Genomic DNA, 22,781 nt, shown 5'->3' on the forward strand with positions numbered 1-22,781 from the left:
CGACGCTATGGTGATGCGCCCTTGAGCCGGGTCAACATCGGCTCGACCAGGTCCATCGGCAGCGGGAACACGATGGTGGAGCTCTTCTCGCCGGCGATCTCGGTCAAGGTCTGCAGGTAACGCAGCTGGATCGCGCGCGGGTCGGCACCGAGCAGCTTGGCGGCCTCGACCAGTTTCTCGGCAGCCTGCAGCTCGCCCTCAGCGTGGATCACCTTGGCGCGACGCACGCGCTCGGCTTCGGCTTGCTTGGCGATCGCGCGCACCATGGTTTCGTTGAGGTCGATGTGCTTGATCTCGACATTGGCGACCTTGATACCCCATGCATCGGTTTGCGCATCGAGGATGGTGCGGACATCGTCGTTGAGCTTGTCGCGCTCGGCCAGCATTTCGTCGAGTTCGTGCTTGCCGAGCACGGAACGCAACGTGGTCTGGGCGAGCTGGCTGGTGGCTTCGTAGAAGTGCTCGACGTTGATGATCGCTTTCTGCGGGTCGACCACGCGGAAGTAGACCACCGCATTGACCTTCACCGAGACGTTATCCCGAGAAATCACGTCCTGCGGCGGCACGTCCATCACGATGGTGCGCAGATCGACGCGTACCATCTGCTGCACGATCGGGATCAGGATGATGAGCCCCGGCCCCTTGACCTTCCAGAAGCGGCCGAGCTGGAACACCACGCCGCGCTCGTACTCGCGCAGGATCTTGATCGCAGTGGCCAGTAACACCAGCGCAATCAGTAGTACCGGGAAGTACACGATGATGCCCATGGCTAGACTCCCTTAGCTTCGTTGACCGGGGTGACGCGCAATACCAGGCCATCCAGCGCCTGCACGCGCACCGGCTGGCCGCGGCGCACCGGCGCGGGCGATTCGGCCTGCCAGAGTTCGCCGCGAATCTGCACCTGGCCGCGACCATCAAAATCGCGCATGGCGATGGCGATATGTCCGACCAATTCCTCGACACCAGTCACCACCGGGCGCCGACGGGCGCGCGCCGCCAGCCAGATTGTGGTCGTGAACACCAGAGCGCTGGCCACGCCGATACCGACGATGAGCTGTCCAGGCACACCGAAACCCGGCACTTCGGTGTCGAACAGGATCAGCGAGCCGACGATCAACGCGACCAGCCCACCGATTCCGAGCGAACCGAAGCTGGGCATCGCGATTTCTGCCGTCATCAAGGCGACACCGAGCACGATCAACGCGACACCGGCGTAATTGACCGGCAACACCTGTAATGCGTACAGCGCCATCAGCAGACTGATCGCGCCAACCACTCCAGGGAAGACAGCGCCAGGGCTGTAGCCTTCGAATAGCAGGCCGTACAAGCCCACCAGCAGAAGCAGATAGGCGACCGTCGGTTCGGTAATCACTGCCAGCAGCTTGAAGCGCCAGTCGGGCGCGACGGCGACCACGGATCGAGCAGCCGTCGCAAGGACCACATCGCCTTTGCGCAACTTGACCTTACGGCCATTGGCTTGGCGCAAGAGCGAGTCGATGTTGTCGGCGATGATCTCAACCACTTTCTGCAACTGCGCCTGGGCGGCTGTCAGGGTCGCGGCATCGCGCACCGCGGCCTCAGCGAAGTCGGCATTGCGGCCACGCAGTTCCGCAAGGCTGCGCAGGTAGGCGACCGAGTCGTTGATCGCCTTGTGCATCATTGCGTTATCGTCGCGCGGTGTGTCCTTGCGCTTGCCGTCGGCTTTGCCGTCGTCCTTATTCGGCGTCTCGTCTTCCTTCTTCGGCGCGGTGCCCGGTGCGGACCCGGGACCAGGCCCACCCAGCGCCACCGGTGTCGCTGCGCCCAACGACGTGGCTGGTGCCATCGCCGCCAGATGGCAGGCATAGACGATGTAGGTGCCGGCGCTGGCGGCACGCGCGCCTTGTGGTGCAACCCACGCGATCACCGGCACTTCGGAGGCCAGGATGGCGCGGTTGATGTCGCGAGTGGCGGCATCGAGTCCGCCTGGAGTGTCGATGCGCAGCACCACCGCAGGCGCGTGCTCGGCGGCTGCACGTTTGAGGCCACGCTGGATGTAATCGCGCGTAGCCGGACCAATGCCGCCTTCGATTTCCAGCAGGATCACGGGTGCCACACCGTCGGGCTTGGCACCCGCGGTCTGCGATGCAGGCGGCGTCGCCGGCAATGCAGCGGCCAGCATCAACCCGCAAGCCAACAACAACGCTTGTCCGTCCAGCCTCATGACCACCCCTCGGGGTGATGCGACGCGAACCGCTTGGAGTTTCAGTTAACTCCAGTATTCGTAAAGGAAGTGGTAAGACGCCACTTCCCTACGCCAGCGTAAACGCATCCCCGTCCAGCATGGCCGGAAAACGCTCGCGATGGGCCAGCAGTTCGGCGGCGGGAAGCGTGGTGGTCGTGACCAGTTCTTCGTCGGTGGATTCGCTGAGCGGGTGGCCGAGGAAATCGATCACGGCGCTGTCGCCGGCGTAATGCAGGCCATTGCCGTCGGTGCCGACGCGGTTGAGGCCGGCGACGAAGCACAGGTTTTCGATGGCGCGGGCGCGCAGCAGCGTCTTCCACGGATACGCGCGTGCCGACGGCCAATTGGCGACGTAGATCAGCAGGTCGTAATCGAGGCCGCCCTTGCGTTCGACATCGTAGCGATTGCGCGAATACACCGGGAAGCGCAGGTCGTAGCAGACCAGCGGGCAGATGCGCCAACCCTTCCATTCGACCGTCAGGCGGTCGCGCCCTGCGGCGTAACGCTCGTGTTCCTTCGCATAGCGGAACAGATGGCGCTTGTCGTAATGCTTCAACGCGCCATCAGGCGTGGCGAAAAACAATCGGTTGAAGACACTCTCGTCGGTGCGGATCTGGACGCTGCCGGTGATCGCCGCATTGAGTTTGCGCGACTGCTCGCGCAGCCAGGCGACGGTTGGACCGTCCATGCTTTCGGCCTGCGAGATCGCGTCATTGCTGAAGCCGCTGGTGAAGGTTTCCGGCAGCACGATCAGGTCGGTGGTGCCGTGCAGCGGTGCGATCAGGTGGCCGTAATAGTCGCGGTTGCCGGCTGGATCGTGCCAGCGGGTGTCGCCTTGGACGAGGGAAATACGCAGGTTGTTCATAAAGTCCCAGTTCTTTCCTTTTCGTTCTTTGTGGGAGCGACGTAAGTCGCGATGTGACCTGATGATCGCGACTTACGTCGCTCCCACAAATGCAGCCACATTCACAATTTCTGCAGGCGTTCGATCGCAGCGTCGAGCGTCGACGGATTCTTGGCGAAGCACAGTCGCGCCAGGCGCTGGCCCTGAGGTGGGGTCTCGTAGAACGGCGACAACGGGATCGCAGCGACGCCTTTTTCGGTGGTCAGCCAGCGACAGAACGCGAGGTCGTCGAGGTCGCTCACGGAGGAATAATCGACGAGCTGGAAATAACCGCCCGGCACCAGCAATGGCTTGAGCTTCGTCGTCAGCAACTGTTCGCGGAAATGGTCGCGCTTGGCTTCGTAGAACGCGCCGAGCTGTTCGTAGTGCTCAGGCTCCTGCTCGATCATCGCCGCGAACGCGTGCTGCGCCGGGGCGAAACTGCAGAAGGTGTTGTACTGGTGCACTTTGCGGAATTCGGCGGACAACGCCGGTGGCGCGATGCAATAGCCGATCTTCCAGCCGGTGCAGTGGTAGGTCTTGCCGAAGCTGGAGATGACGAAGGCGCGCTCGCGCAGTTCGGGATAGCGCAACACCGATTCGTGACGGGCACCATCAAACACGATGTGCTCGTAGACTTCATCCGAGAGCAGCCAGATCTTCGTATCGCGGAGCAGATCAGCGACCACGGCCATATCGTCTGCGCCGAGCATCGCACCGGACGGGTTGTGCGGGCTGTTGATCATCAACACCCGCGTCCTGGGCGTGATCGCGGCGCGGACCCTGTCCCAGTCGGGGGCGAAGGTCTGCGGATCGAGCGGCACATGCACCGCCTTCGCACCGGCCAGGTCGATCGCCGGTTCGTAGCAGTCGTAGCAGGGATCGAGGACGATCACTTCCTCGCCCGGATGCACCACCGCGTGGATGGCATCGAAGATCGCTTCCGAGGCGCCCGAGGTTACCGTGACCTCGCTATCGGCATCCGGTCGATAGCCATAGCAACGCTCGGTCTTGGCGGCGATGGCCTGGCGCAGCGCGGGAATGCCGGTCATCGGCGCGTACTGGTTGTGACCGGCACGCATGGCCTTGTCGAGCTCTTCGACCAGCCGATCCGGCACGGCGAAATCGGGAAACCCCTGGCCGAGATTGACGGCTTTGTGTTCCAGCGCGAGCTGGGACATGACGGTGAAAATGGTGGTGCCGACTTTGGGCAGCTTGGTCAGGGGCATCGGAAGTGGGGGAGCCGGTACAATGGCGACTTTGTAGCATGGATGCAGGCCACGCTTCGTGACCCCCAGTGACTTCGACGATGCCCGCATCGTCGCGCTAATGCAGGCTTATCTGGACGCCGACTACCGCTGGGAGCGCGACGGCCATTGGCATGCGCTGCAAATCGGTGCACCCGCACCGGATTTGGAATCCGCGTTCCCGGAAGGCACCTCGTTCGGATTGTTGTCGGCGTGGAACCCCTATTCGGTGGAGCGCCCAGAACACACCAATCGCCTGGCCGACGAATCGCTCAACGCAGCGCTGCTCGCCAGTGGCGCGCCGTTCCGCCCCGCGTTTTCCTCGGCCCGCAACCGCACCTGGCGCGAGCCGAGTTGGCTGGTCGTGGGCATACCTGCGGCCGATTTCGATGCGATGGCGCGGCGTTTCGGTCAACTCGCCACGCTGTACTGGCGGCGTGGCGAGCCAGCGCGCCTGCGCGCGTACCGCGTGCGGCCTGCTGCGGCGAGTTCAGATTGCGTTGACTGGGTAGGCTGAGTGCCCGTCATCAGCCGATTCAATCGGCCAGCTGAAGAACCCGCAGGACCGCGATTGCACCCGCAAGCGCCATCGCGCCCTTGAATGCCAGCTCCCCGTATTGTTCACGGAACACAGCCAACGCCCGACAGGTCACGGCCAGGAAGACAACCGACGCGACGAACCGGACGCGGTCCCCGGAGACAAAAGCCGTCGGCGACAAACCCAGGGCTGCCACCGAGGCGAGCGCAGCCAACAGAACCCAACCCGTAAGCAACGCTTCGCGCGGCGATCGCTTGAAGAAAACCAGGGCCGTGGCGGCGACCAGGCAGAGTGTCGAAAACAGCGAAACTGCCATGAACGAATAAGCCTTCGACCAGGCTGCATTGACGCCAGAAACCGCAGTCACGCCATACATCGCTGCCAGCCTCGAGTCGGCGGGCAGCGAAAGCCCGATGAGGTAGTTGGCCCCCACGAACATCAACCCACCAAGGATCGCGATGCGTGCCCAGCGGCTGGCGGGACTGCGCAAGACGAAGCATGCGGAAATCGCGGCCAGCATCGCGACCAGCAGGTTCTGGGCATTGACGATGGTGCTGGCAACCAGCCCCATGCCGATGTTCGCCTTCTCCATCAAATCGAGCGCGTCGAAGTTGGCGAACCAGCGGATTTGCTCGAGCTCGTAGCGGTTACGGGCCCCGGGTGCCGCAAGCCCGATGGCCGCATTCAAAAGCACGAAGCCGACGTGGGCGATGTCCCACTTGTTCCATTCCCGAGTCGCTGCCAGCCTCCACATGATCGGCGCGAGCATCCCGATCATCACAATCGCGACCTGCTCGTTATAGGCAGCCAGACCGGAAGCGATCATCAGGCTGAGGTGGCCGAGCGTGGAGCGTTCTCGCCTGTCGAGGAATTGCAATGCACCGTAGGCACCCAGTGCGGCTGGCCACAGATAGTTGAGCGATCCGGTCACCCACCACGCCGCTTCCGACAGCACGCCCGGCGTGAACAGGATGAAAAGTGCGAACGCGCATGCCATCGACGCGGAGCGAGGCAAACGATCGGCAAACCCGATGCGGCCGATGCTGTCGCACAACAGCAGCAGCATGCATGCATTCAGTACCTTCCACGCCACCATGTGATTGAGCAGCACAAGGGCGATGTCGTTCGGGACCCGGCCGGACCAGTGCATGTAGCGGTACTGGAGGAACTGCCAAAGGCCGTTCTTGCTGATCGCTGCGGAAAACAACGCATCGTCGCCGTCAGCCCGTTTTTCGAAGACAAAGAAATTCAGGCAGAAGACCGCGACTATGATCAGCACAGGGAGAAGCCAGGGGGCCGGAACATGGATCCGTTTCATCGTGCCCCCGAGAACGAGCACGTCGTCGGTACCAGCGTGTAGCTTTCGCCCTCGTCATAGGCGATGTACAGCTGGCCCTCCCGGATCCTGTGCCCGGCCTTCTGCAAGTTCAGCGAAGCCGCAAACCCGGACGTCGTGTAGTCGATCCTGTCGCCGAGCAAGTAGTTCAATCTTTTGGAGACATCCCGCCGTGGCGGAAGATCGGTTTCCATCGCATAGAGCCGACCATCGGCTGCGTCGCGTATGACGACAGTGGTCGTGTGCTTGCCCCGGCGCTGCCCCGGCCTGGCAATCCAGCCGGAGATCAGGATCCGGCGGTGCGCGCTGAACTTGCAGCTTTCGATTTTCGATTGGAAGGCCTGCAGCGGCAGGTAGCCTCCGACCGGCCCCTCGAACGGGGGTGCCTGATTGAAGCTTCTGAACAGCAGGACGCAGAAGCAGGCCAGGAACAACGCAGCGGCAATCAGTAGAACGTCCAGAAACCTCGTTGCGCTGCTCATCCGTTCCCTCGGAATCGATCTTGGCTCTTCCCTGACCTCACCGGATTCGGCGTAGTGGGGGAACGACAGCTAAAATGATAACCGTCTCTAGCTGGAACACCCCCTTAATGACCAACCGCAACCCGCCGCTGCTCGCCGCACGCGGCTTGCGTTTTGCGCGCAACGAGCAGCCGGTGTTCGGCCCACTCGATTTCGCCGTCGACGCGGGCGAGGCGCTGCTGGTGCAAGGCGACAACGGCGCCGGCAAGACCACCTTGCTGCGCGTACTGGCTGGGTTGCTGCAAGCGGATGCGGGCGAAGTCGACATCGATGGGCAACCGGCAAAGGCGTCGCTGCGTTCCCGCGCGATCGCCTACCTCGGCCATCTGCCGGCCCTGAAGGCGGATCTGTCGGCGCTCGAGAACCTGAATTTCCTTTGCGGCCTGCACGGCCGCCGTCGTGGGCAGACGCCGGGCAATGCGCTGGGCATCGTCGGCCTGGCCAGTTACGAGGACATCCTCGCCCGCCAGCTGTCGGCGGGGCAGAAGAAGCGGTTGTCGCTGGCCCGGCTGTGGCTGGCGCCGGCGCCGTTATGGCTGCTCGACGAGCCCTACGCCAACCTCGACCTCGACGGGATCAATCTCGTCAACCGCATGGTCCAGGCACACCTGCGCGATGGCGGTGCCTCGTTGCTGACCACGCACGGTGCCTATGCCGCACCGCCGGTGCGGACACGGATGCTGACGCTGGGTGAGGGGTCGCGCCCAGCCGATGCCCTATCGGCATCGGCTGCGACTCCGAACGCCCGGCCAGGGATGGCCGGGCCGGGCTATCCGGAGCAGAGTCATTAACGCCATGGACGGCACATCGGACTTCCTGAGAGCGGCAAAGGCCCTGTGCTTGCGCGACCTGCGCCTGCTTTGGCGCCGTCGCGGCGATGCGCTGCAGCCGGCGCTGTTCGCGCTGCTGGTCGTGGTGCTGTTCGCACTGGCCTTGGGCGGCGAAGCACAGGCCTTGTCGAAGGTGGCGTCGGCGGTGCTGTGGCTGGCCGTCCTGCTGGCCGGCCTGCTCGCACTGGATACGCTGTTCCGCGGCGACGCCGAGGACGGCTCGCTCGAGCAATGGATGCTGGCCCCGGTGCCGCTGTCGTGGCTGGTGCTGGTGCGCACGTTCATGCACTGGGCGACGACCGCGCTGCCGCTGCTCGTCGCCACGCCTTTCCTCGGCGAACTGCTGCACCTGCCACGCAGCGAATTGCCGGTGTTGCTGGCCTCACTCGCCCTGGGCACGCCGCTGCTGAGCCTGCTCGGCGCGGTGGTGGCCGCGTTAACCGTCGGCATGCGGCGCTCCGGTATCCTTGTCGCCCTGCTGGCGCTGCCGCTGTACGTGCCCGTCTTGGTGTTCGGCGCCGGCAGCGTGGCCGCCGCGTCGCAGGGCCTCGATCCGACCGGCGCGCTGCTGCTGCTCGGTGCCGGCCTGGTGCTGGCGCTGGTACTGGCGCCCTTGGCTGCGGCCGCGGCCATCCGTATTGCCCTGAGTTAACGCTGTTTAAGAGCATGATGAATCCTGTCGTCCGCTGGTTCCACCAACTCGGTTCGCCGCCTTACTTCGACCGTTTCGCGGCGCGCTGGGCGCCGGTGGCGTACGCGTTCGGCGTGCTGGTGATGGCATATGGGCTGTGGGCGGCGCTGTTCCAGGTGCCGGCCGACTACCAGCAGGGCGACAGCTTCCGGATCCTCTACATCCACGTACCGAGCGCCTGGATGAGCATGTTCGTCTTCGGGTTGATGGCCGTCTACGCGGCGATCGCGCTGGTCTGGCGGATCAAGCTGTGCGAAATCCTGGCGATGGCCTGCGCACCGATCGGCGCTGCGTTCACCGTGATCACGCTCGCCACCGGTTCGATCTGGGGCAAGCCGATGTGGGGCACGTGGTGGGACTGGGATCCGCGCCTGACCACCGAACTGATTCTTCTCTTCCTCTACCTCGGTGTGATCGGCCTCTACAACGCCATCGACGATCGCCGCGCTGCCGCGCGCGCTGCCGGTCTGCTCGCCATCGTCGGCGTCGCATTGTTGCCGGTAATCCGCTACTCCGTGGTGTGGTGGAACTCGCTGCACCAGGGCCAGACGATCAGCCTGCTCGGCAAATCGAGCATCGACCCGAGCATGGTGCCGCCACTGGTGGCGATGATCATCGGCACCAAGCTGTGGTTCATCGGTTCGTTGCTGGCGCGTTCGCGTGCCGACAACCTGCGTCGCGAAGCCGGCAAGGACTGGGTGCTACGAATTGCCAATCCGCCGACCAAGGCTGACGGTGCAGGAGGCGGCCGATGAGCTACCAGAACTACGTCATCGCCGCTTACACGGTGTTCGTTGTCGTGCTGCTGTGGGACCTGATTGCGCCGCGCATCCAGATCCGCCAGCAGTTGCGGGCCGCGAAGCTGAGGGCCACGCGTGAAGCTGCGCGCACGACACCTTCGGAACTGACGCGATGAATCCGACCCGCAAACGCCGTCTGTGGCTGGTGCTGGCGCTGGTCGTCGCGGCCGCGATCGCCACCGCGCTGGTTGCGATGGCGCTGCAGCGCAATGTCGCCTACCTCTACACGCCCTCGGAAGTATTGAAGGGCGAAGCGGGCGAGCGCGCCCGTTTTCGTCTCGGCGGCATGGTCGCGGCCGGCTCGTTCCAGCGCGCAGAAGGCTCGATGCAGGCGCACTTCCGCGTCGACGACGGCGATGCGCAATTGCCCGTGGTCTACACCGGGATCCTCCCTGACCTGTTCCGCGAGAAGCAGGCCGTGATCGCAACGGGACGCATGCAGGGCGACACCTTCGTCGCTGAGGAAGTGCTGGCCAAGCACGACGAGACCTACATGCCGAAGGAAGTCGCCGACAAGATGGGCATGGCACATCGCAAGCACGACGTGCCGATGCCCGCCGACAAGGCGAGCACACAGTAAATGCTGCCTGTGCATATCCTTCCGGAGCTGGGCCAAGTCGCCCTGATCCTGGCGCTGCTGGTTGCGGCGCTGCAAGCCGCATTGCCGCTGGCCGGCGCACAGCGTGGGCGCGCATCGTGGATGGCGATCGCGCGTCCGGCCGCCTATCTGCAACTCGCGCTGGTCGCACTCGCTTTCGCGATCCTGAGCCATGCGTTCGTCACGCAGGATTTCTCGCTGCGCTACGTGGCCACCAATTCCAACTCGTTGCTGCCGATCGTCTACCGCTACACCGCGGTCTGGGGCGCTCACGAGGGCTCGCTGCTGTTGTGGGCGCTGATTCTTGCGTTGTGGACCGCGGCGGTTGCGCGTTTCTCGCAGCGCCTGCCTAGCGAGGTGATCGCACGCGTGCTTGGCGTGATGGGGCTGGTCAGCATCGGCTTCCTCGCGTTTCTGATCTTCACCAGCAACCCATTCGAGCGCCTGCTGCCGGCGGAGCTCGAAGGCCGCGACCTCAACCCGCTGCTGCAAGACCCGGGCATGATCATCCACCCGCCGATGCTGTACATCGGCTATGTCGGTTTCGCGGTGCCATTCGCATTCGCGATCGCGGCACTACTCGATGGCCGCGTCGACGTGCGCTGGCTGCGCTGGACGCGGCCGTGGACCAACGTCGCCTGGGGCTTCCTCACCATCGGCATCGCGCTGGGTTCGTGGTGGGCGTATTACGAACTCGGCTGGGGCGGCTGGTGGTTCTGGGATCCGGTCGAGAACGCCAGCTTCATGCCGTGGCTCGCCGGTGCGGCGTTGCTGCATTCGCAGGCGGTGACCGAAAAGCGCGGCAGCTTCCGCGGTTGGACCTTGCTGCTCGCCATCGCGACATTCTCGCTATCGCTGCTCGGCACCTTCCTCGTGCGCTCGGGCGTGCTCACCAGCGTGCATGCGTTCGCTTCCGATCCGATGCGCGGCTTGTTCATCCTGACGTTCCTCGGCGTGGTCATCGGCGGCTCGCTGCTGCTGTATGCGCTGCGCGCACCGGACGCCGAAGACGGCGCACCGTTCGCGGCGAGCTCGCGCGAAACCCTGTTACTCGCCAACAACCTCCTACTGGCTTCGGCATGCGCAATGGTGTTGCTCGGCACGCTGTATCCATTGCTGGCCGATGCGTTGAACCTCGGCAAGATCTCCGTCGGCCCGCCTTACTTCGCGCTGTTGTTCGTGGTGCTGATGGCACCGCTGGTATTGCTGCTGCCATTCGGGCCCTTGACGCGCTGGCAGCGCGAACAGGCGTCGCGACCGATCGCGATGCTGCTGCCGTGGCTCGGGCTTGCGCTCGGGATCGGCATCGCCGCGTATTTCCTCGCGCCGCAAGGCCAGTGGAAGGTCGCTGCGGGCGTGGCCGGCGCAGCCTGGGTTGCAGCGGGCACGGCGCGTTTCCTGTGGACTCGGCTTCAAAGAAGTAAACCCAATTCGCAAGGACGACGCTTCACCGCCGAAATGCTTGGCATGACGCTCGCGCACGTCGGCATCGCGGTGTTCCTGGTCGGCGCTCTTTTGGTCGAGGGCCTGAACCAGCAACACGAGCTCGCGTTGAAGCCTGGGCAAACCGTCGAACTCGGCCGCCATGCATTCCGTTTCGAAGGCGTGCAGCGCCTGCAAGGTCCCAACTACATCGCCGACCGCGGCACCGTGCAGGTCCTGCACGACGACGCACCGCTGACCACGCTGCATCCGGAAAAGCGCAGCTACGCCAGCGGCGGCCAGGTGATGACCGAGGCCGGCATCGCACCAGGGTTTACCGGCGATCTGTACGTCGCATTGGGCGAACCGCTTGGCGGTGATGCATGGGCGGTGCGGGTGCACAGCAAACCATTCATACGCTGGATCTGGCTCGGTGCGCTGTTGATGGCGATGGGTGGCTTCGTCACAGCAACGGATCGACGTTTCAGACCGAAAGAAATTGAAGGTAGTGAACGCAGCCATAGCAAACTTCCCAGCTCAGAAGAGAGTTGGGAACCGCAAATCGGTGTGCCTATCGCCCGGGGTCATATGAGCCCTGACGGAAATTTCGGGGATGGCGATCCATGAAATTGAATCGTTGGCTTCCTCTCGCGATCTTCTCCGCCATTGCGGTGCTGCTCGCCGCCGGCGTCTGGCTCAGCCGCAAACCGGACCGCGACGCCCTGCCCTCGCCGTTGATCGACAAGCCGGCACCGGCGTTCGCATTGCCGGTGCTGCACGAACCACAACGCACAGTGACGCTACAGGACCTGCGCGGGGCGCCATTCCTGCTCAACGTCTGGGGCAGCTGGTGCCCGGAATGCCAGGTCGAGCACCCAGTGATCACCCGTTTCGCCGAAACCAAGCGCATACGCGTGGTCGGCTACAACTGGAAGGACGATCGAGCGGACGCGTTGCGCTGGCTCGACCAGTTCGGCAATCCATACTGGCTCGTGATCGCCGATGTCGAAGGTAAATCCGCCATCGACTGGGGCATCTACGGCGCACCGGAAACCTTCCTCGTCGATGGCAACGGCACGATCCGCTGGAAGCATGTCGGCCCCTTGACCGACGCGCTCATCGCCGGTGAACTGCTGCCGGCCCTGCAGCGGATCGAGGACGCACGATGAAGGCCTTCCTGCTCGCCTTGCTGCTGGCGTGCATGCCGGCGCTCGCGATCGCCCAGGTCGCGACCGATCCAACACCGCTGCAGTTCAACGACGCTGCGGAAGAACAACGTTTCCGCGCGCTCGTCTCCGAGTTGCGCTGTGTCATGTGCCAGAACCAGTCGCTGGCCGATTCCAACGCGCAGATCGCCTACGACCTGCGCCGCGAAGTGCTCAAACTGATGCGGCAAGGCAAGAGCAACGCCGAGGTCAGGGATTTCTTGGTCGCGCGCTACGGCGAGTTCGTGCTGTACCGTCCGCGCGTCGCCGGCAAGACCTGGCTGCTGTGGCTGGGGCCGATCGTGCTGGTGCTGATCGGCGGCATGGTCGTCGCGCATATCGTGCGCAAGCGCTCCGATCACGGCACAGTCGCCACCGACGACACGCAGGAGTGGTGATGACCGCTTTCCTCGTTCTCGCAATCGCCCTCACCCTTGCCGTCCTCGCGTTGCTGTTGCGGCCGCTGTGGCGTAGCTCACGCAACCTGGCGCTCGGCATTGCCGCGACCGTCGCGATATCGACACTTGCGCTCTACCAGCTCGTCGGCACCCCGACCGCGCTCGATGCACAAGCGCTTGCGATGCCGCCGACGCTCGACGACGCCATCGTCCAGCTCGAAGCGCAACTCGATCGCGATCCGAAGCAACCCGACGGCTGGCGCCTGCTCGGCCAGGCCTACACCACCGAACAGCGCTTCGCCGATGCACGTGAGGCCTACGCCAAGGCCGTGGCGTTGGCACCGCGGGATGCCGACGTGCTGGTCGAAGCGGCACAGGCGCGCGCCATGGCCGCGTCGGAACGGCGCTTCGACGATGCTGCGATCGCATTGCTGCAGCGTGCGTTGCAGGCACAGCCACAGCACCAGCGCGCGCGTTGGTTCCTGGGCATCGCCCAGCGCCAGGCCGGCAAGCATGCCGACGCCGCGAAGACCTGGGAATCGCTGCTGCCGCAAGTCGATGCCAGGACCGCAGCCACCCTGCGTCCGCAAATAGACGCCGCGCGTACCGCCGCCGGCTTGCCACCGTTGCCAGCGCCGGCCGCTGCCACGGGCGACCACACGATCACGGTGAAAGTCCAGCTCGATCCCGACCTCGCCTCACGCGTGCGCCTGCGCCACGACTCCAACATCTTCGTGATCGCACGTATTCCGAGCGGACCACCGATGCCGGTGGCGGTCGAGAAGCACAGCGTGCAGGAATTGCCGTTCACGGCCACACTCGACGATGGCGACAGCCCCATGCCGACGCAGAAGCTGTCGTCGTTGCAGGAAGTCGAGGTGATCGCGCGGCTATCCGGCAGCGGCAATGCAATGCCGCAGGAAGGCGACCTGGAATCAGCCCCGGTACGCGTGCGCCTGCCCGCCACTGCACCAGTCGAACTCACCATCGGCAACATGCGCGAATGACCGAATTCATCCCGATCGGAACCCGCTTCTTCGAATTGCCCTCGCCGTTCCCGATGAAACGCGGTGGCGCGCTGCACGGTGCGCGCGCCGCGTACGAAACGTGGGGCACGCTCAATGCCGAACGCGACAACGCGGTGCTGATCGTCACCGGCCTCTCGCCCGACGCACATGCAGCGATGAACACCGGCAATCCGGAACCGGGCTGGTGGGAAGCGATGCTCGGACCGGGCAAGGCGATCGATACCGACCGCTGGTTCGCCATCTGCGTCAATTCGCTCGGCAGCTGCAAGGGCTCGACCGGGCCCGCATCGATCAATCCCGCGACGGGCCAGCTGTACCGCCTCGACTTCCCTGAACTTTCGGTCGAAGACGGTGCCGACGCCGCGTTCTCGGTCGTGCATGGGCTCGGCATCGAACGCCTCGCCTGCATCATTGGCAACTCGATGGGCGGCATGACCGCGCTCGCCTACCTGCTGCGTCATCCGGGTTCGGCGCGCAGCCACATCAACATCTCCGGCAGCGCGCGTGCGTTGCCATTCTCGATCGCAATCCGTTCGCTGCAGCGCGAAGCGATCCGCCTCGACCCGAACTGGAACAACGGCCAGTACGACGACCAAACCTATCCCGAAGCCGGCATGCGCATGGCGCGCAAGCTCGGCGTGATCACCTATCGCTCGGCGCTGGAATGGGACGGCCGCTTCGGCCGCGTGCGGCTCGATTCCGACCGCCGCGATGACGACGATCCGTTCGGCCTCGAGTTCGAAGTCGAGAGTTACCTCGAAGGCCACGCGCGCCGCTTCGTGCGCCGCTTCGATCCCAACTGCTATCTCTACCTCAGCCGCTCGATGGACTGGTTCGATCTCGCCGAATACGGCGGCGACGTGATGACAGGACTTGCCCAGATCCGCGTCGATAAGGCCCTGTCCATCGGCGTGCAGACCGACATCCTGTTCCCCCTGCAACAACAGCAGCAGGTCGCCGAAGGCCTGCGCGCGGGCGGCGCGGAAGTCGAATTCCTGCCGTTGCCGTCGCCGCAGGGCCATGACGCCTTCCTGGTCGATATCGAGCGCTTCGGCCCGGCCGTGAGCGGCTTCCTCGCCGATTTGTAGGGTGGGCTTCAGCCCACCGTCTGCTGGTGCGGTGGGCTGAAGCCCACCCCACGAAAGGGTAAACTCGGTTTCGCATGTAACTGGTGAATCAACATGAACGACGCGATGCCCGACATTCATTTCCCCGGTCACGACAAACTCGTCGCCGCGCTCGACACCGCCGTCACCAGCGGCGACGAACACGCCATCACCGCGGCACTGCGCAACACCCTGTGCGCGATGATCCGCGACCGCGACGTGCACCTGCCCGAGTGCGTGCACGAACCCATCGTCGACCATTACGCACGCCGCGAGATCTATCGCAGCGAACGTCATGGCTACAGCGTCGTAGCGATGACCTGGGGCCCGGGCCAGGGCACACCGGTGCATGACCACTCCGGCCTGTGGTGCGTCGAAGGCGTGTGGGACGGCGAACTCGAGATCGTCCAGTACGAACTGCTGGAACGCGACGGTGAACGTTTCCGCTTCCGCGCCGCCGGCGGCATGCACGCCGGTCCAGGCAGTGCTGGCAGCCTGATCCCGCCGCACGAGTACCACACCATCCGCAACGCCAGCGAAGACGCCGTCGCGATCTCGCTGCACATCTACAAAGCGCCGATGGAATGCTGCTCGAAGTTCGTACCGCAGTCAGGCGAATGGTTCGTGCGCGAAAGCAGCACGCTGGCGACAGACGAAGCCGCATGATGCGTCCTTCTCCCTCCGGGAGAAGGTGGCGCGAAGCGCCGGATGAGGGGCAACGAAGCAACAGGACCCACACATCGCCCGCTGGCACCGAGGCCATCGCTTCGCCCGCCCCTCACCCCAACCCCTCTCCCGCGGGGAGAGGGGCTCGATCATCGAAGTACCACAATCATCGGGTTGAAACATGCTGACCGACTTCCTGCTGGCCGCCCTGCATCACCTGCTCGTCTTCGCCCTGATCGCCATGCTTGTCACCGAGTCTGTGCTGCTGCGCGGCCCGGTCGACGGCCCCACCCTGCAACGCCTCGCCCGTCTCGACGCCGGCTACGGCATGGCGGCGGTCGCGCTACTGGTCACCGGTGTGTGCCGCATCGCTTTCGGCGTGAAAGCCTACGATTTCTACCAGCACAACCCGTGGTTCCACGCCAAGCTCGGCACCTTCGTGCTGGTCGGCCTGGTATCGCTCCTGCCGACGATCCGCTTCTTGCGCTGGCGCAAGGCCCTCGCCGCCAACCCCGGCTACCGCCCCGACGCCGCCGGAGTCGCCAAACTCAGCGGCATCGTCCGCTTCGAACTGGTCCTGATCGCTGCGATTTTCATCTTCGCCGCCGCAATGGCGCGCTACGGCGGTTTCTGAGTCGCACTGCCCTCGGCTATACTTCGCACCCGCGCCGGAGTGGCGGAATCGGTAGACGCAGCGGACTCAAAATCCGCCGAGCTAAACACTCGTGAGGGTTCGAGTCCCTCCTCCGGCACCAGTAAAAACATAGGGTTAGGCCTCACGGCCTAGCCCTTTTGTTTTTGCGCAGTTGAGCCGTAGCCCGTGCATAGCCCGTAAGGGCTGCTACGTGGCGCTACGGGTGCGCGATTGCGCAGCCTCGCTAGTAGCGCCCGTCTATCAGGCGGCCACGGTCGTCATCCGCCTCGTCTTCGTACTCGTCGGCGTCGGCGCTCGCATCCTCGGCGGCCTGTTCGGCGGCCTCCTGCGTTTCGCGATCGGCCTGCTCTTGGCGCTCCTGGGCGAACGCCTCACACCCTTCGACGAAAGATTGCGAGTTGCCTCCACAGTCAGAAGCGTCGGCAACGTCGTTTTCCTGCGCCCACGCAAAGCCCGCTTCGTGGCCCGAGCAATCCTCGGTACAAACGTAATTGCCGCCATCCTCTACGTTGTAGGCATCCACGTTGCTTGCATCGGCTCCGCTGCCATCGCTATCGGCACCATGCTCTTCGTACACGGCCTGTCTGGCCTCCTCGGATGCTTCTTCGGCGGCTTCGGCGGCAGCATCCGCGTCGGCGGCGTAATCATCGTAGTCGCCGTAGCGGCTACCTCCACTACCACCGCATCCCGTCAGTAGCGCGACGAGAACGAAACTCATCCATCGCATCTCGGCTCCCTCCCCCGTTTGCGGGAGCCTACTTGAACCCGTGCTCCCGCGCCCCGGTGCTCCCGCGCCCCGCGCCCCGCGCCCCGCGCCCCGCGCCTACTAGCTAGTAGCTAAAGCTTAAGTAGTTAGCTAGTAGAGGCGTGTCGCACAGTGCGCGACGGAAACGTAGTAAGCAGCCTTTGCGCACTAAACATCTACTACTAGATATCAGTTCCAACTATGTAGCAGTCTCTAACGTAGAGACTTAGAAGTTACGCGCGTAACGCTACTACGCATATTTTCCTTATGTTTCAATATGTTGTGCATCTTAACAATATTTTCACATGCACAACGGAGAGACGTGGCGAAATTTTCTTCGCGAAACCGGTTGACTTCACAAAACGACGACTCCATGATTGACAAAACGGGGATCCCGAGAGAACCACTATGGCCAGTCAGCCCGAACCGAAGTTGGTCACGCCGCCGTACGTTACGTACAAGACGTTCATCAATTCGCTGCTGAAGTTGCAGGATCGCGGCCTGCCCGCGCGCATCGACCAGAGCGTGTTCTCGGGACAGTCCAACTCAGCTATTGCGGCGCTCGTCGCTGCTTACAAGTACCTGGGCCTCGTTGACGAGAACGGTAAGCCGTCGGAGACGCTTAAGAAGCTGGTGGCCGCCGCAGCGAATGAGGCCGACCGAAGTGCCCTCATGCGGGAGTTGCTGGAATCGCGCTACCCGTTCCTCCAAACACCGCATCTCGATTTGGGCGCAGCCACTACTCAGCAGGTTGAAAGCGCATTTCGCGATCAGGGCATTAAGGGCAGCACCATCACCAAGGCCGTGTCCTTCTTTCTTTCGGCCGCAAATGAAGCGGGATTGACCGTCTCCGGACACGTCAAGACGCCAACGGCGAAGCGCTCAGGCCCTGCACGTAGCAAGCGCAACGGAAAGAACACCGCACCTCAGGACAATCAGGGCAGCATGCGGCCGCCTCAACAACCAGCAAAGACTGCAGCGGAGTTGCTGCTTTCGAAGTTCCCCGACTTCGACCCAGCTTGGGACGACGACATTAAGAAGAAGTGGTTCGAATCTTTCTCGTCGTTGCGGGGCCACATGCTAGGAGAGGAAAGCAAGTGACAAGATAACGAGCCGCGCACACCGCCCACCGTTTGAGCGTTCGGGCTGTCCGTGTGCGTAGGCCAAAATAAAAGCGCCGCTAGGTGGCTAGACCTAACGGCGCATGGACGGCAAATCGCTCACCTTAGTTTTCACACCTAAATGCAACCAACACTGGGAGCACTACTACTTCAAGGTGCGTTCTACATTCTACTGCTAAGCCTACTTAGCTGCAAACTTGGCTGCTGGAACTGAGAACTCGCTCACGAGGGCGTGTGTTGCTGGTGTGTTGCCTCAATTCGAGACATGCACCAATGATCTACTTTTACGTTCACAAGAGCACGGCCAACGGGCAGTGGTACTTCAACATCCGCAGTGCGGGTAACCATCAGGTCATCGCGACCTCCGAGGGCTACCACAACAAGCAGGATGCATTGAGCACCATCAGCGTCATCCGTAAGGGGGCGGCTACCGCCCGGGTCTATGACGCGTCCACGGAACAGTGGGCGGCCTAAGCAGAAACGGTGGGGCGGGCAAATTGCTCGCCCCACTCTTCTTGACCGAAAGGAAAACACTCATGGCAAAGACGACTGGCTCCAAGGCCGCGACTGCGGCAGCGAAGGTGCTGAACTCTTCCAGCACTGGTAAGGCATCTAAGACGGCGGCGGCGAGCGCGTTGACGCAAGCCCACAGCCCGAGGGAATCGACTTCCCGCACGGCAGCAACTGCTGCATCGAAGGTGTTGCGTGATGGCCGCACCTCGGCTGCATCGAAGTCCGCGGCAGGTAGCGCACTGTCGCAGCGCAAGAAGTAATAGATGTCACCCGGTGAGGCCGCCTTAGCGCGGCCTCACCAACTTCACGTAGGTCGCGGGCTCGGGCCGCGACAGGCCAAACACGGCCAGCGCCAGCGCAAGGACCAGGTCGTCGTGAGCACCCTCGCGGGCGTTGAACACCGCGTTGCCCGCGTCGGTGTACCGCACGCGGAAGTCCTGCAGTTCGCGGGTCAACACCTTGGCATCGGGCAGCGAGCGCGGGATTTTCAATAGCCCCGAGTGCAGCAGCGCTTGAAGCTTGCTGACTAGCTCCACCTTCGGCACAGACCACCCGGCAGGAATCGCCGACGTTTCGCGACCGCCCGTGATGACGATGCCGCGCGCCCAGCGCAGCGCGGGCCGCTCATGAAACATGTCGAACACGGGCCGTCCAACGCCCGTGTAATCGACGAGCACCGTGGGATTGAGCGTCACCAACGGCGCGCGCAGAAGCATGTTCGCGATGTGATCGACCTGCTGCGGGTACGGCGTGCCGAGCTTGAGCCGCTCCAGGTGATGCACTTCAACGCGTGGCTTGGGAAACGGGTTGAGCTGCGCGAGCGCGGGATTCAAGGGCTCCGTGACGATGCGCGACGCAACGCAGATGGCGCTCGGGTCTTGGGACTGGCCGACGTCTACGCCGACCGCGAACCGCCGCATCACCTTCAACGACAGCCCATCCTTCAAGCGTCGGTCGTCGCACGGCACGGTTATGATCGCTTCTAGTTCCATAGGGTTTCCACCTCGTCGGTCAACGCGGCTTCGATCAAGTCGCTGGAAAAGAACTGCTCGTCGGTATCAACGAATTCACACTGGTATTCCTGGCGAAACTGCCAGTCGCCAATCAGCTCGCGCTCTTGGCGCAGCCACACGGGATCGATGCGCGGGCATTGGTCGGCCGTGACCATCGTTCGTTCCCAACCTTCGCCATGCGCCCACGATTCGTAGAACCATCCACGTTTGCCGTAAGGTGTGGTGAGCGCAACGAACCGGCCCTGAGTCGTCGCCAGCATCGGGCGAACGCCAGCCATCAACGCGTCATCTACGCGGCTCGCCTCGTCCACGATGATCGTCTTGGCCGCCGAATAGCCGCGGATCGTGCCCTCGGTGCCGGGCAGCGCGATGATGCGGCTGCCGTTCGCCAGCTCCATGCGCATAGCCGACTCATTCACGATGCGCGGCACGTCCTCTAGAGCGTGGTACGTCTGCACTGCCTTTCGGAACAACTCCTGCGACTGGCGCTGCGCGGGTGCGATGAGCAGCACAAGGCCGGGGTCGTAGATCGCCGATGCGCACGCGAGCGCGCCGCACGTTGTGGACTTGCCCGACTGGCGCGAACACAGAAGCAGCATCCGCCGGGCGTCCGAGCGCAGCACCTTTTCCTGCCACGGGTCGGGGTCCATCCCGGCGTCGCGCATCACCTGTGCATGGTCAAGCGCGCGGAGTAGATCATTCGCTAGGGCCGACACGTCGCGCCTCCCCTTCGATGATCTTCTTTGCCCTGTTCTGGCGCGTTACCTCGCGGGCCTTCGCCAGCACCGGCTCCGCCTCGGCTCTTTCCTCGGGCGTCTCGGCAGTCGGCAACGCTGGGGACTCATAGCTTCGCAGCGCCAGTGCGACGGCCTCGCGCGCCTCGGGGTGGGCCTTTAGCGCCTGCATGATCGACGTTCGGAACGCGTGGAACTCCGGCATCACCAGCATATTGTTCGTCACGTTGACGGTGCCGGTGCGAATGTCGCCCAGGAGCTTGGCAATCGTTTCGCAGACTTTCACGATCCGCTCGCCGATGGCCGACGCCGCTTTGTAGTCATTGATCGACTCGGCGTAGTCCATCATTCCATACAGTCGGCCGCGCACCGCAACGAGATGTTGAAGCGAGCCCTCGGACTCTACGATCCGAAGATTCTCCAAGTCGGTTGGGCTCATTCGGCCCCGAGTGATGAGCGAGGCCAAAAGGTCGGGCGTCATGTGGTGGCGACGATGGCGGCCCAGCGAATCGCGGCTGACGCCGTATCGTTTCGCCAGTACGCGCTCTGTCACCTTGTTTGCCAACCCTAGTTCCATGCTGGCGCGGTCGGGATGCGTGCAGACCTGGCACTCCACGCCCTTCCGCTGTAGCGGGTTCTTCGACTCGACCTTCATGCGCCCTCCTGTTCCATGCGGCGTAGCAGGGCGCGAGCGTTGCCGATGGCGTAGCTGGTCGCGTCGCACTTGTCCAAGGCGTGCACGATGCTTTCCCGCGACCCTTCGCCGATCTCGCCCCATTGCTCGTCACAGTCGGGGTAGTCGGGCGTCAGGCCGCTTTCGGTCATGGTGCGATGCACGCTGTCCCGATAAACCATGTGCGTACCGGCGAAGTCGTTGAGCGCCTGCACCGCTGCCGCCAACTTTTCGAGAAACGCCCTCGGGTGTCGCTTGCGGTGACCATGCGCGTTGGCGGCCGCCTTTAGCGGGGTGCGCACCTGCGACGGCAGCCGCCATATGCCGCGCAGGTCGTAGTCGGTGAGGCGCATAGGTCACCGCCTCGACGTTGCCAGCGCACGAATCTGCTTCACGCGCTCGCGGTCGAACGATCCGTAGAACACGCGGCGCAGCCCTTCGATAGCCTTGTCATAGCGCGCGATGTTCGCCGTCAGCATGTCCTCGACGCCGAGCAACTGCGGCTTGCGCAGCGACAGTACGAAGTCCACAGCCTGAGCATGCTTCGCCCCGGTAACACCGGACAGGAAGCTCGGGGCGCTGGCAATGGCATACGCCATGACTTCGCCCTCGCCGCCTTCCATGACCTTCGCGATGAAGTCGTATCGCTTGCCCTCGGACATGCCGCGAAGCTCGGCCCGTATTTCGGCAGCCTGCGCGTTGAGGTAGCTACGGTTCGCTGGCGGCTGGCGCAGGGCTTCGACCTCGGCGCGCACTTCGTGGAGGCGGTTGGTCAGCCGCATACGCACCACGTCGAGCAGTTCGCACTTCTCCTCGACGGCCTTTTCGATGGCTTCGCCGGTGAGCATATAGGCCGCAGCGTCGGTGATGGTCGTGTCGCGGCTGTGTGCACCTGCGAGGTCCACCACTTTCATCATGTCGGTGGCTACTTCGCTCAAGTGCTTGTGTGCCGTAAGAGCAAGGTTGTCGTTGTCCGTGCCCTCGGGCTTCGGCCCGGCATAGCTGATCTCGTTGAGGTGCGCGTGCGTGATGCCAGTGAGCACGCTCTGGCGGGTGGTGGAAACGATGCCCTGCGACGCAGCCTGCTGCTGCGCATGCTGGCGGAAGGCTTCGCGGGTGCTGGAATGCTGCGGTGCGTTCGGCATGGTCGTGGCCTCCTGGGCCTCCGTTGTAGGTGCGATGCCATGCTCCAGTTCGACCGTGGTACGCGAACAGCGGCGCGCGCGTACCACTCGCGCACAAACGCGGCGCACAGGCCGTGGGACTTCGCCGCTACGGGCTACGTACGGGCTATGGCCCAGTGAACGTAGATGCCGAGACTTGTTTTATAGGGTTGAGCGGCGGTTATTCGGTGCGCCGCGTTAGATCGAGGCGTCACACAAGGGCGCGTCGAGCAGCGCAACGTGAGTGCAGATAGACGAAGGCTCTGCGCCATTAGTCGACCCACGGCACGCGCGATAGGGCTTCGTTCGCCAACCCATCAATAGCAGCGTTAGCGGTGCTGTAAAACTCAACGAAGAATTGGCGATTGAGGATGGCGACAACCGCAAACTCACCACGGGAATCGTCCCACCTGACGGTACCGAGAAACTCTTTACCAAACCAAAGCGCAACATGGGGGTCTTCCGGGTCATCGTGATACGTCCATGCAAATCCCGGCGGAAGTTGAACTAATGCCATCCTTGTGTCCTCGTCGCGCAATACACCTCGCGTAATACAAATTATTTGGCGGCCTTAAACATAAAACTAGTCTAGGAAGCCCGCCACGTAAGGGCTGTTTAAGGCCGCCAAGTGTGTGGCGGTGTTGGCGGCCTTAATGGCAGGCAACGATTAA

The 22,781-nt window shown here is 63.5% G+C and carries 28 protein-coding genes, 1 tRNA gene and 1 pseudogene; 17 read left to right on the plus strand and 13 right to left on the minus strand.

Annotated elements, in window-relative coordinates:
* Positions 1 to 5: 5 nt before the first annotated feature.
* The 4 genes from MO486_RS04395 to MO486_RS04410 all read right to left on the minus strand — a co-directional run bounded on the left by MO486_RS04395 (position 6) and on the right by MO486_RS04410 (position 4,336).
* The gene (locus MO486_RS04395; RefSeq protein ID WP_242904856.1) at positions 6 to 767 is read right to left on the minus strand and encodes a slipin family protein; all 762 of its coding nucleotides are present in this window, start codon (positions 765 to 767) and stop codon (positions 6 to 8) included.
* 2 nt (positions 768 to 769) lie between these two features.
* Positions 770 to 2,203, minus strand: coding sequence for a nodulation protein NfeD (locus MO486_RS04400; protein ID WP_242904857.1), 1,434 nt, complete (start codon positions 2,201 to 2,203; stop codon positions 770 to 772).
* A gap of 88 nt (positions 2,204 to 2,291) precedes the next feature.
* A complete protein-coding gene (locus tag MO486_RS04405) occupies positions 2,292 to 3,089 on the minus strand; it encodes an amidohydrolase (protein WP_242904858.1) in 798 nt (265 codons plus the stop codon).
* Between the two features lie 101 nt (positions 3,090 to 3,190).
* A complete protein-coding gene (locus MO486_RS04410; protein WP_242904860.1) occupies positions 3,191 to 4,336 on the minus strand; it encodes a pyridoxal phosphate-dependent aminotransferase in 1,146 nt (381 codons plus the stop codon).
* 58 nt (positions 4,337 to 4,394) lie between these two features.
* On the opposite strand from MO486_RS04410, the gene MO486_RS04415 reads away from it, so the two are divergent.
* A complete protein-coding gene (locus tag MO486_RS04415) occupies positions 4,395 to 4,871 on the plus strand; it encodes a DUF3293 domain-containing protein (RefSeq protein WP_242904862.1) in 477 nt (158 codons plus the stop codon).
* A 19-nt stretch (positions 4,872 to 4,890) separates the two neighbouring features.
* Here the strand turns inward: MO486_RS04415 and MO486_RS04420 are convergent, their stop codons facing one another.
* On the minus strand, positions 4,891 to 6,210 hold the full coding sequence (locus tag MO486_RS04420) for a DUF6056 family protein (RefSeq protein WP_242904864.1): 1,320 nt from the start codon (positions 6,208 to 6,210) through the stop codon (positions 4,891 to 4,893).
* Positions 6,207 to 6,710 carry a hypothetical protein gene (locus MO486_RS04425; RefSeq protein ID WP_242904865.1) on the minus strand — a complete coding sequence of 168 codons (504 nt, stop codon included), beginning with the start codon at positions 6,708 to 6,710 and terminating at the stop codon, positions 6,207 to 6,209. Before MO486_RS04425 ends, MO486_RS04420 begins: the two co-directional genes overlap by 4 nt.
* Before the next feature lie 107 nt (positions 6,711 to 6,817).
* Between MO486_RS04425 and ccmA the strand changes: the two genes are divergently transcribed.
* The 13 genes and pseudogenes from ccmA to MO486_RS04490 all read left to right on the plus strand — a co-directional run bounded on the left by ccmA (position 6,818) and on the right by MO486_RS04490 (position 16,248).
* On the plus strand, positions 6,818 to 7,540 hold the full coding sequence (ccmA, locus tag MO486_RS04430) for a heme ABC exporter ATP-binding protein CcmA (protein WP_242904867.1): 723 nt from the start codon (positions 6,818 to 6,820) through the stop codon (positions 7,538 to 7,540).
* Between the two features lie 4 nt (positions 7,541 to 7,544).
* On the plus strand, positions 7,545 to 8,231 hold the full coding sequence (gene ccmB / locus MO486_RS04435) for a heme exporter protein CcmB (protein ID WP_242904869.1): 687 nt from the start codon (positions 7,545 to 7,547) through the stop codon (positions 8,229 to 8,231).
* Positions 8,232 to 8,248: 17 nt separating this feature from the next.
* Positions 8,249 to 9,025 (plus strand): heme ABC transporter permease CcmC, encoded by a 777-nt coding sequence (ccmC, locus tag MO486_RS04440; RefSeq protein ID WP_242904871.1) that lies wholly within the window; start codon positions 8,249 to 8,251, stop codon positions 9,023 to 9,025.
* A complete protein-coding gene (ccmD, locus tag MO486_RS04445) occupies positions 9,022 to 9,186 on the plus strand; it encodes a heme exporter protein CcmD (RefSeq protein ID WP_242904873.1) in 165 nt (54 codons plus the stop codon). Before ccmC ends, ccmD begins: the two co-directional genes overlap by 4 nt.
* A complete protein-coding gene (gene ccmE, locus MO486_RS04450; protein ID WP_242904875.1) occupies positions 9,183 to 9,650 on the plus strand; it encodes a cytochrome c maturation protein CcmE in 468 nt (155 codons plus the stop codon). The genes ccmD and ccmE overlap by 4 nt, the downstream gene beginning before the upstream one ends.
* A gap of 15 nt (positions 9,651 to 9,665) precedes the next feature.
* A pseudogene (locus MO486_RS04455) lies at positions 9,666 to 11,597 on the plus strand (heme lyase CcmF/NrfE family subunit); the annotation flags it as partial.
* A 116-nt stretch (positions 11,598 to 11,713) separates the two neighbouring features.
* Positions 11,714 to 12,259: a DsbE family thiol:disulfide interchange protein gene (locus MO486_RS04460; protein WP_242904877.1), complete on the plus strand. Its 546-nt coding sequence runs from the start codon at positions 11,714 to 11,716 to the stop codon at positions 12,257 to 12,259.
* On the plus strand, positions 12,256 to 12,693 hold the full coding sequence (locus MO486_RS04465; protein WP_242904879.1) for a cytochrome c-type biogenesis protein: 438 nt from the start codon (positions 12,256 to 12,258) through the stop codon (positions 12,691 to 12,693). The genes MO486_RS04460 and MO486_RS04465 overlap by 4 nt, the downstream gene beginning before the upstream one ends.
* The gene (locus MO486_RS04470) at positions 12,693 to 13,700 is read left to right on the plus strand and encodes a tetratricopeptide repeat protein (protein ID WP_242904881.1); all 1,008 of its coding nucleotides are present in this window, start codon (positions 12,693 to 12,695) and stop codon (positions 13,698 to 13,700) included. The genes MO486_RS04465 and MO486_RS04470 overlap by 1 nt, the downstream gene beginning before the upstream one ends.
* Positions 13,697 to 14,809, plus strand: coding sequence for a homoserine O-acetyltransferase (locus tag MO486_RS04475; RefSeq protein WP_242904883.1), 1,113 nt, complete (start codon positions 13,697 to 13,699; stop codon positions 14,807 to 14,809). Before MO486_RS04470 ends, MO486_RS04475 begins: the two co-directional genes overlap by 4 nt.
* A 105-nt stretch (positions 14,810 to 14,914) precedes the next feature.
* The gene (locus MO486_RS04480) at positions 14,915 to 15,493 is read left to right on the plus strand and encodes a cysteine dioxygenase family protein (RefSeq protein ID WP_242905338.1); all 579 of its coding nucleotides are present in this window, start codon (positions 14,915 to 14,917) and stop codon (positions 15,491 to 15,493) included.
* Between the two features lie 181 nt (positions 15,494 to 15,674).
* On the plus strand, positions 15,675 to 16,127 hold the full coding sequence (locus MO486_RS04485; RefSeq protein WP_242904886.1) for a DUF2214 family protein: 453 nt from the start codon (positions 15,675 to 15,677) through the stop codon (positions 16,125 to 16,127).
* 33 nt (positions 16,128 to 16,160) lie between these two features.
* Positions 16,161 to 16,248, plus strand: a tRNA-Leu gene (locus tag MO486_RS04490).
* A 123-nt stretch (positions 16,249 to 16,371) separates the two neighbouring features.
* On the opposite strand, the gene MO486_RS04495 is transcribed toward MO486_RS04490, so the two are convergent.
* Positions 16,372 to 16,866 carry a hypothetical protein gene (locus tag MO486_RS04495; RefSeq protein ID WP_242904887.1) on the minus strand — a complete coding sequence of 165 codons (495 nt, stop codon included), beginning with the start codon at positions 16,864 to 16,866 and terminating at the stop codon, positions 16,372 to 16,374.
* Positions 16,867 to 17,301: 435 nt separating this feature from the next.
* On the opposite strand from MO486_RS04495, the gene MO486_RS04500 reads away from it, so the two are divergent.
* From MO486_RS04500 to MO486_RS04510, 3 genes are all read left to right on the plus strand, one after another.
* On the plus strand, positions 17,302 to 17,994 hold the full coding sequence (locus MO486_RS04500) for a DUF5343 domain-containing protein (protein WP_242904890.1): 693 nt from the start codon (positions 17,302 to 17,304) through the stop codon (positions 17,992 to 17,994).
* 293 nt (positions 17,995 to 18,287) lie between these two features.
* On the plus strand, positions 18,288 to 18,488 hold the full coding sequence (locus tag MO486_RS04505) for a YegP family protein (RefSeq protein WP_242904892.1): 201 nt from the start codon (positions 18,288 to 18,290) through the stop codon (positions 18,486 to 18,488).
* A 62-nt stretch (positions 18,489 to 18,550) separates the two neighbouring features.
* Positions 18,551 to 18,787, plus strand: coding sequence for a hypothetical protein (locus MO486_RS04510; protein ID WP_242904894.1), 237 nt, complete (start codon positions 18,551 to 18,553; stop codon positions 18,785 to 18,787).
* Between the two features lie 24 nt (positions 18,788 to 18,811).
* Here MO486_RS04510 and MO486_RS04515 read toward each other — a convergent pair whose 3' ends face one another.
* From MO486_RS04515 to MO486_RS04540, 6 genes are all read right to left on the minus strand, one after another.
* Positions 18,812 to 19,519 carry a hypothetical protein gene (locus MO486_RS04515; RefSeq protein WP_242904896.1) on the minus strand — a complete coding sequence of 236 codons (708 nt, stop codon included), beginning with the start codon at positions 19,517 to 19,519 and terminating at the stop codon, positions 18,812 to 18,814.
* The gene (locus tag MO486_RS04520) at positions 19,510 to 20,205 is read right to left on the minus strand and encodes a terminase family protein (protein WP_242905340.1); all 696 of its coding nucleotides are present in this window, start codon (positions 20,203 to 20,205) and stop codon (positions 19,510 to 19,512) included. Before MO486_RS04520 ends, MO486_RS04515 begins: the two co-directional genes overlap by 10 nt.
* 31 nt (positions 20,206 to 20,236) lie before the next feature.
* A complete protein-coding gene (locus MO486_RS04525; RefSeq protein WP_242904898.1) occupies positions 20,237 to 20,929 on the minus strand; it encodes a hypothetical protein in 693 nt (230 codons plus the stop codon).
* On the minus strand, positions 20,926 to 21,300 hold the full coding sequence (locus MO486_RS04530) for a hypothetical protein (RefSeq protein ID WP_242904900.1): 375 nt from the start codon (positions 21,298 to 21,300) through the stop codon (positions 20,926 to 20,928). The genes MO486_RS04525 and MO486_RS04530 overlap by 4 nt, the downstream gene beginning before the upstream one ends.
* Positions 21,301 to 21,303: 3 nt before the next feature.
* The gene (locus MO486_RS04535; RefSeq protein ID WP_242904902.1) at positions 21,304 to 22,092 is read right to left on the minus strand and encodes a hypothetical protein; all 789 of its coding nucleotides are present in this window, start codon (positions 22,090 to 22,092) and stop codon (positions 21,304 to 21,306) included.
* Between the two features lie 289 nt (positions 22,093 to 22,381).
* Positions 22,382 to 22,627: a hypothetical protein gene (locus tag MO486_RS04540; protein ID WP_242904904.1), complete on the minus strand. Its 246-nt coding sequence runs from the start codon at positions 22,625 to 22,627 to the stop codon at positions 22,382 to 22,384.
* Positions 22,628 to 22,781: the final 154 nt, after the last annotated feature.

The organism is Lysobacter sp. CFH 32150 (assembly GCF_022758295.1).
GTDB lineage: Bacteria > Pseudomonadota > Gammaproteobacteria > Xanthomonadales > Xanthomonadaceae > CFH-32150.

What these genes read in the sequence shown, in the direction of transcription:
- ccmB (WP_242904869.1), top strand. Translation starts at nt 7,545, where the DNA reads ATGGACGGCACATCGGACTTCCTGAGAGCGGCAAAGGCCCTGTGCTTG.
- MO486_RS04535 (WP_242904902.1), bottom strand. Translation starts at nt 22,092, where the DNA reads ATGCCGAACGCACCGCAGCATTCCAGCACCCGCGAAGCCTTCCGCCAG.
- MO486_RS04495 (WP_242904887.1), bottom strand. Translation starts at nt 16,866, where the DNA reads ATGAGTTTCGTTCTCGTCGCGCTACTGACGGGATGCGGTGGTAGTGGA.
- ccmE (WP_242904875.1), top strand. Translation starts at nt 9,183, where the DNA reads ATGAATCCGACCCGCAAACGCCGTCTGTGGCTGGTGCTGGCGCTGGTC.
- MO486_RS04525 (WP_242904898.1), bottom strand. Translation starts at nt 20,929, where the DNA reads ATGAAGGTCGAGTCGAAGAACCCGCTACAGCGGAAGGGCGTGGAGTGC.
- ccmC (WP_242904871.1), top strand. Translation starts at nt 8,249, where the DNA reads ATGAATCCTGTCGTCCGCTGGTTCCACCAACTCGGTTCGCCGCCTTAC.
- MO486_RS04420 (WP_242904864.1), bottom strand. Translation starts at nt 6,210, where the DNA reads ATGAAACGGATCCATGTTCCGGCCCCCTGGCTTCTCCCTGTGCTGATC.
- MO486_RS04500 (WP_242904890.1), top strand. Translation starts at nt 17,302, where the DNA reads ATGGCCAGTCAGCCCGAACCGAAGTTGGTCACGCCGCCGTACGTTACG.
- MO486_RS04475 (WP_242904883.1), top strand. Translation starts at nt 13,697, where the DNA reads ATGACCGAATTCATCCCGATCGGAACCCGCTTCTTCGAATTGCCCTCG.
- MO486_RS04395 (WP_242904856.1), bottom strand. Translation starts at nt 767, where the DNA reads ATGGGCATCATCGTGTACTTCCCGGTACTACTGATTGCGCTGGTGTTA.
- MO486_RS04520 (WP_242905340.1), bottom strand. Translation starts at nt 20,205, where the DNA reads ATGCGCGACGCCGGGATGGACCCCGACCCGTGGCAGGAAAAGGTGCTG.
- MO486_RS04510 (WP_242904894.1), top strand. Translation starts at nt 18,551, where the DNA reads ATGGCAAAGACGACTGGCTCCAAGGCCGCGACTGCGGCAGCGAAGGTG.
- MO486_RS04425 (WP_242904865.1), bottom strand. Translation starts at nt 6,710, where the DNA reads ATGAGCAGCGCAACGAGGTTTCTGGACGTTCTACTGATTGCCGCTGCG.
- ccmA (WP_242904867.1), top strand. Translation starts at nt 6,818, where the DNA reads ATGACCAACCGCAACCCGCCGCTGCTCGCCGCACGCGGCTTGCGTTTT.
- MO486_RS04410 (WP_242904860.1), bottom strand. Translation starts at nt 4,336, where the DNA reads ATGCCCCTGACCAAGCTGCCCAAAGTCGGCACCACCATTTTCACCGTC.
- ccmD (WP_242904873.1), top strand. Translation starts at nt 9,022, where the DNA reads ATGAGCTACCAGAACTACGTCATCGCCGCTTACACGGTGTTCGTTGTC.
- MO486_RS04485 (WP_242904886.1), top strand. Translation starts at nt 15,675, where the DNA reads ATGCTGACCGACTTCCTGCTGGCCGCCCTGCATCACCTGCTCGTCTTC.
- MO486_RS04470 (WP_242904881.1), top strand. Translation starts at nt 12,693, where the DNA reads ATGACCGCTTTCCTCGTTCTCGCAATCGCCCTCACCCTTGCCGTCCTC.
- MO486_RS04405 (WP_242904858.1), bottom strand. Translation starts at nt 3,089, where the DNA reads ATGAACAACCTGCGTATTTCCCTCGTCCAAGGCGACACCCGCTGGCAC.
- MO486_RS04400 (WP_242904857.1), bottom strand. Translation starts at nt 2,203, where the DNA reads ATGAGGCTGGACGGACAAGCGTTGTTGTTGGCTTGCGGGTTGATGCTG.
- MO486_RS04515 (WP_242904896.1), bottom strand. Translation starts at nt 19,519, where the DNA reads ATGGAACTAGAAGCGATCATAACCGTGCCGTGCGACGACCGACGCTTG.
- MO486_RS04480 (WP_242905338.1), top strand. Translation starts at nt 14,915, where the DNA reads ATGCCCGACATTCATTTCCCCGGTCACGACAAACTCGTCGCCGCGCTC.
- MO486_RS04465 (WP_242904879.1), top strand. Translation starts at nt 12,256, where the DNA reads ATGAAGGCCTTCCTGCTCGCCTTGCTGCTGGCGTGCATGCCGGCGCTC.
- MO486_RS04540 (WP_242904904.1), bottom strand. Translation starts at nt 22,627, where the DNA reads ATGGCATTAGTTCAACTTCCGCCGGGATTTGCATGGACGTATCACGAT.
- MO486_RS04530 (WP_242904900.1), bottom strand. Translation starts at nt 21,300, where the DNA reads ATGCGCCTCACCGACTACGACCTGCGCGGCATATGGCGGCTGCCGTCG.
- MO486_RS04460 (WP_242904877.1), top strand. Translation starts at nt 11,714, where the DNA reads ATGAAATTGAATCGTTGGCTTCCTCTCGCGATCTTCTCCGCCATTGCG.
- MO486_RS04505 (WP_242904892.1), top strand. Translation starts at nt 18,288, where the DNA reads ATGATCTACTTTTACGTTCACAAGAGCACGGCCAACGGGCAGTGGTAC.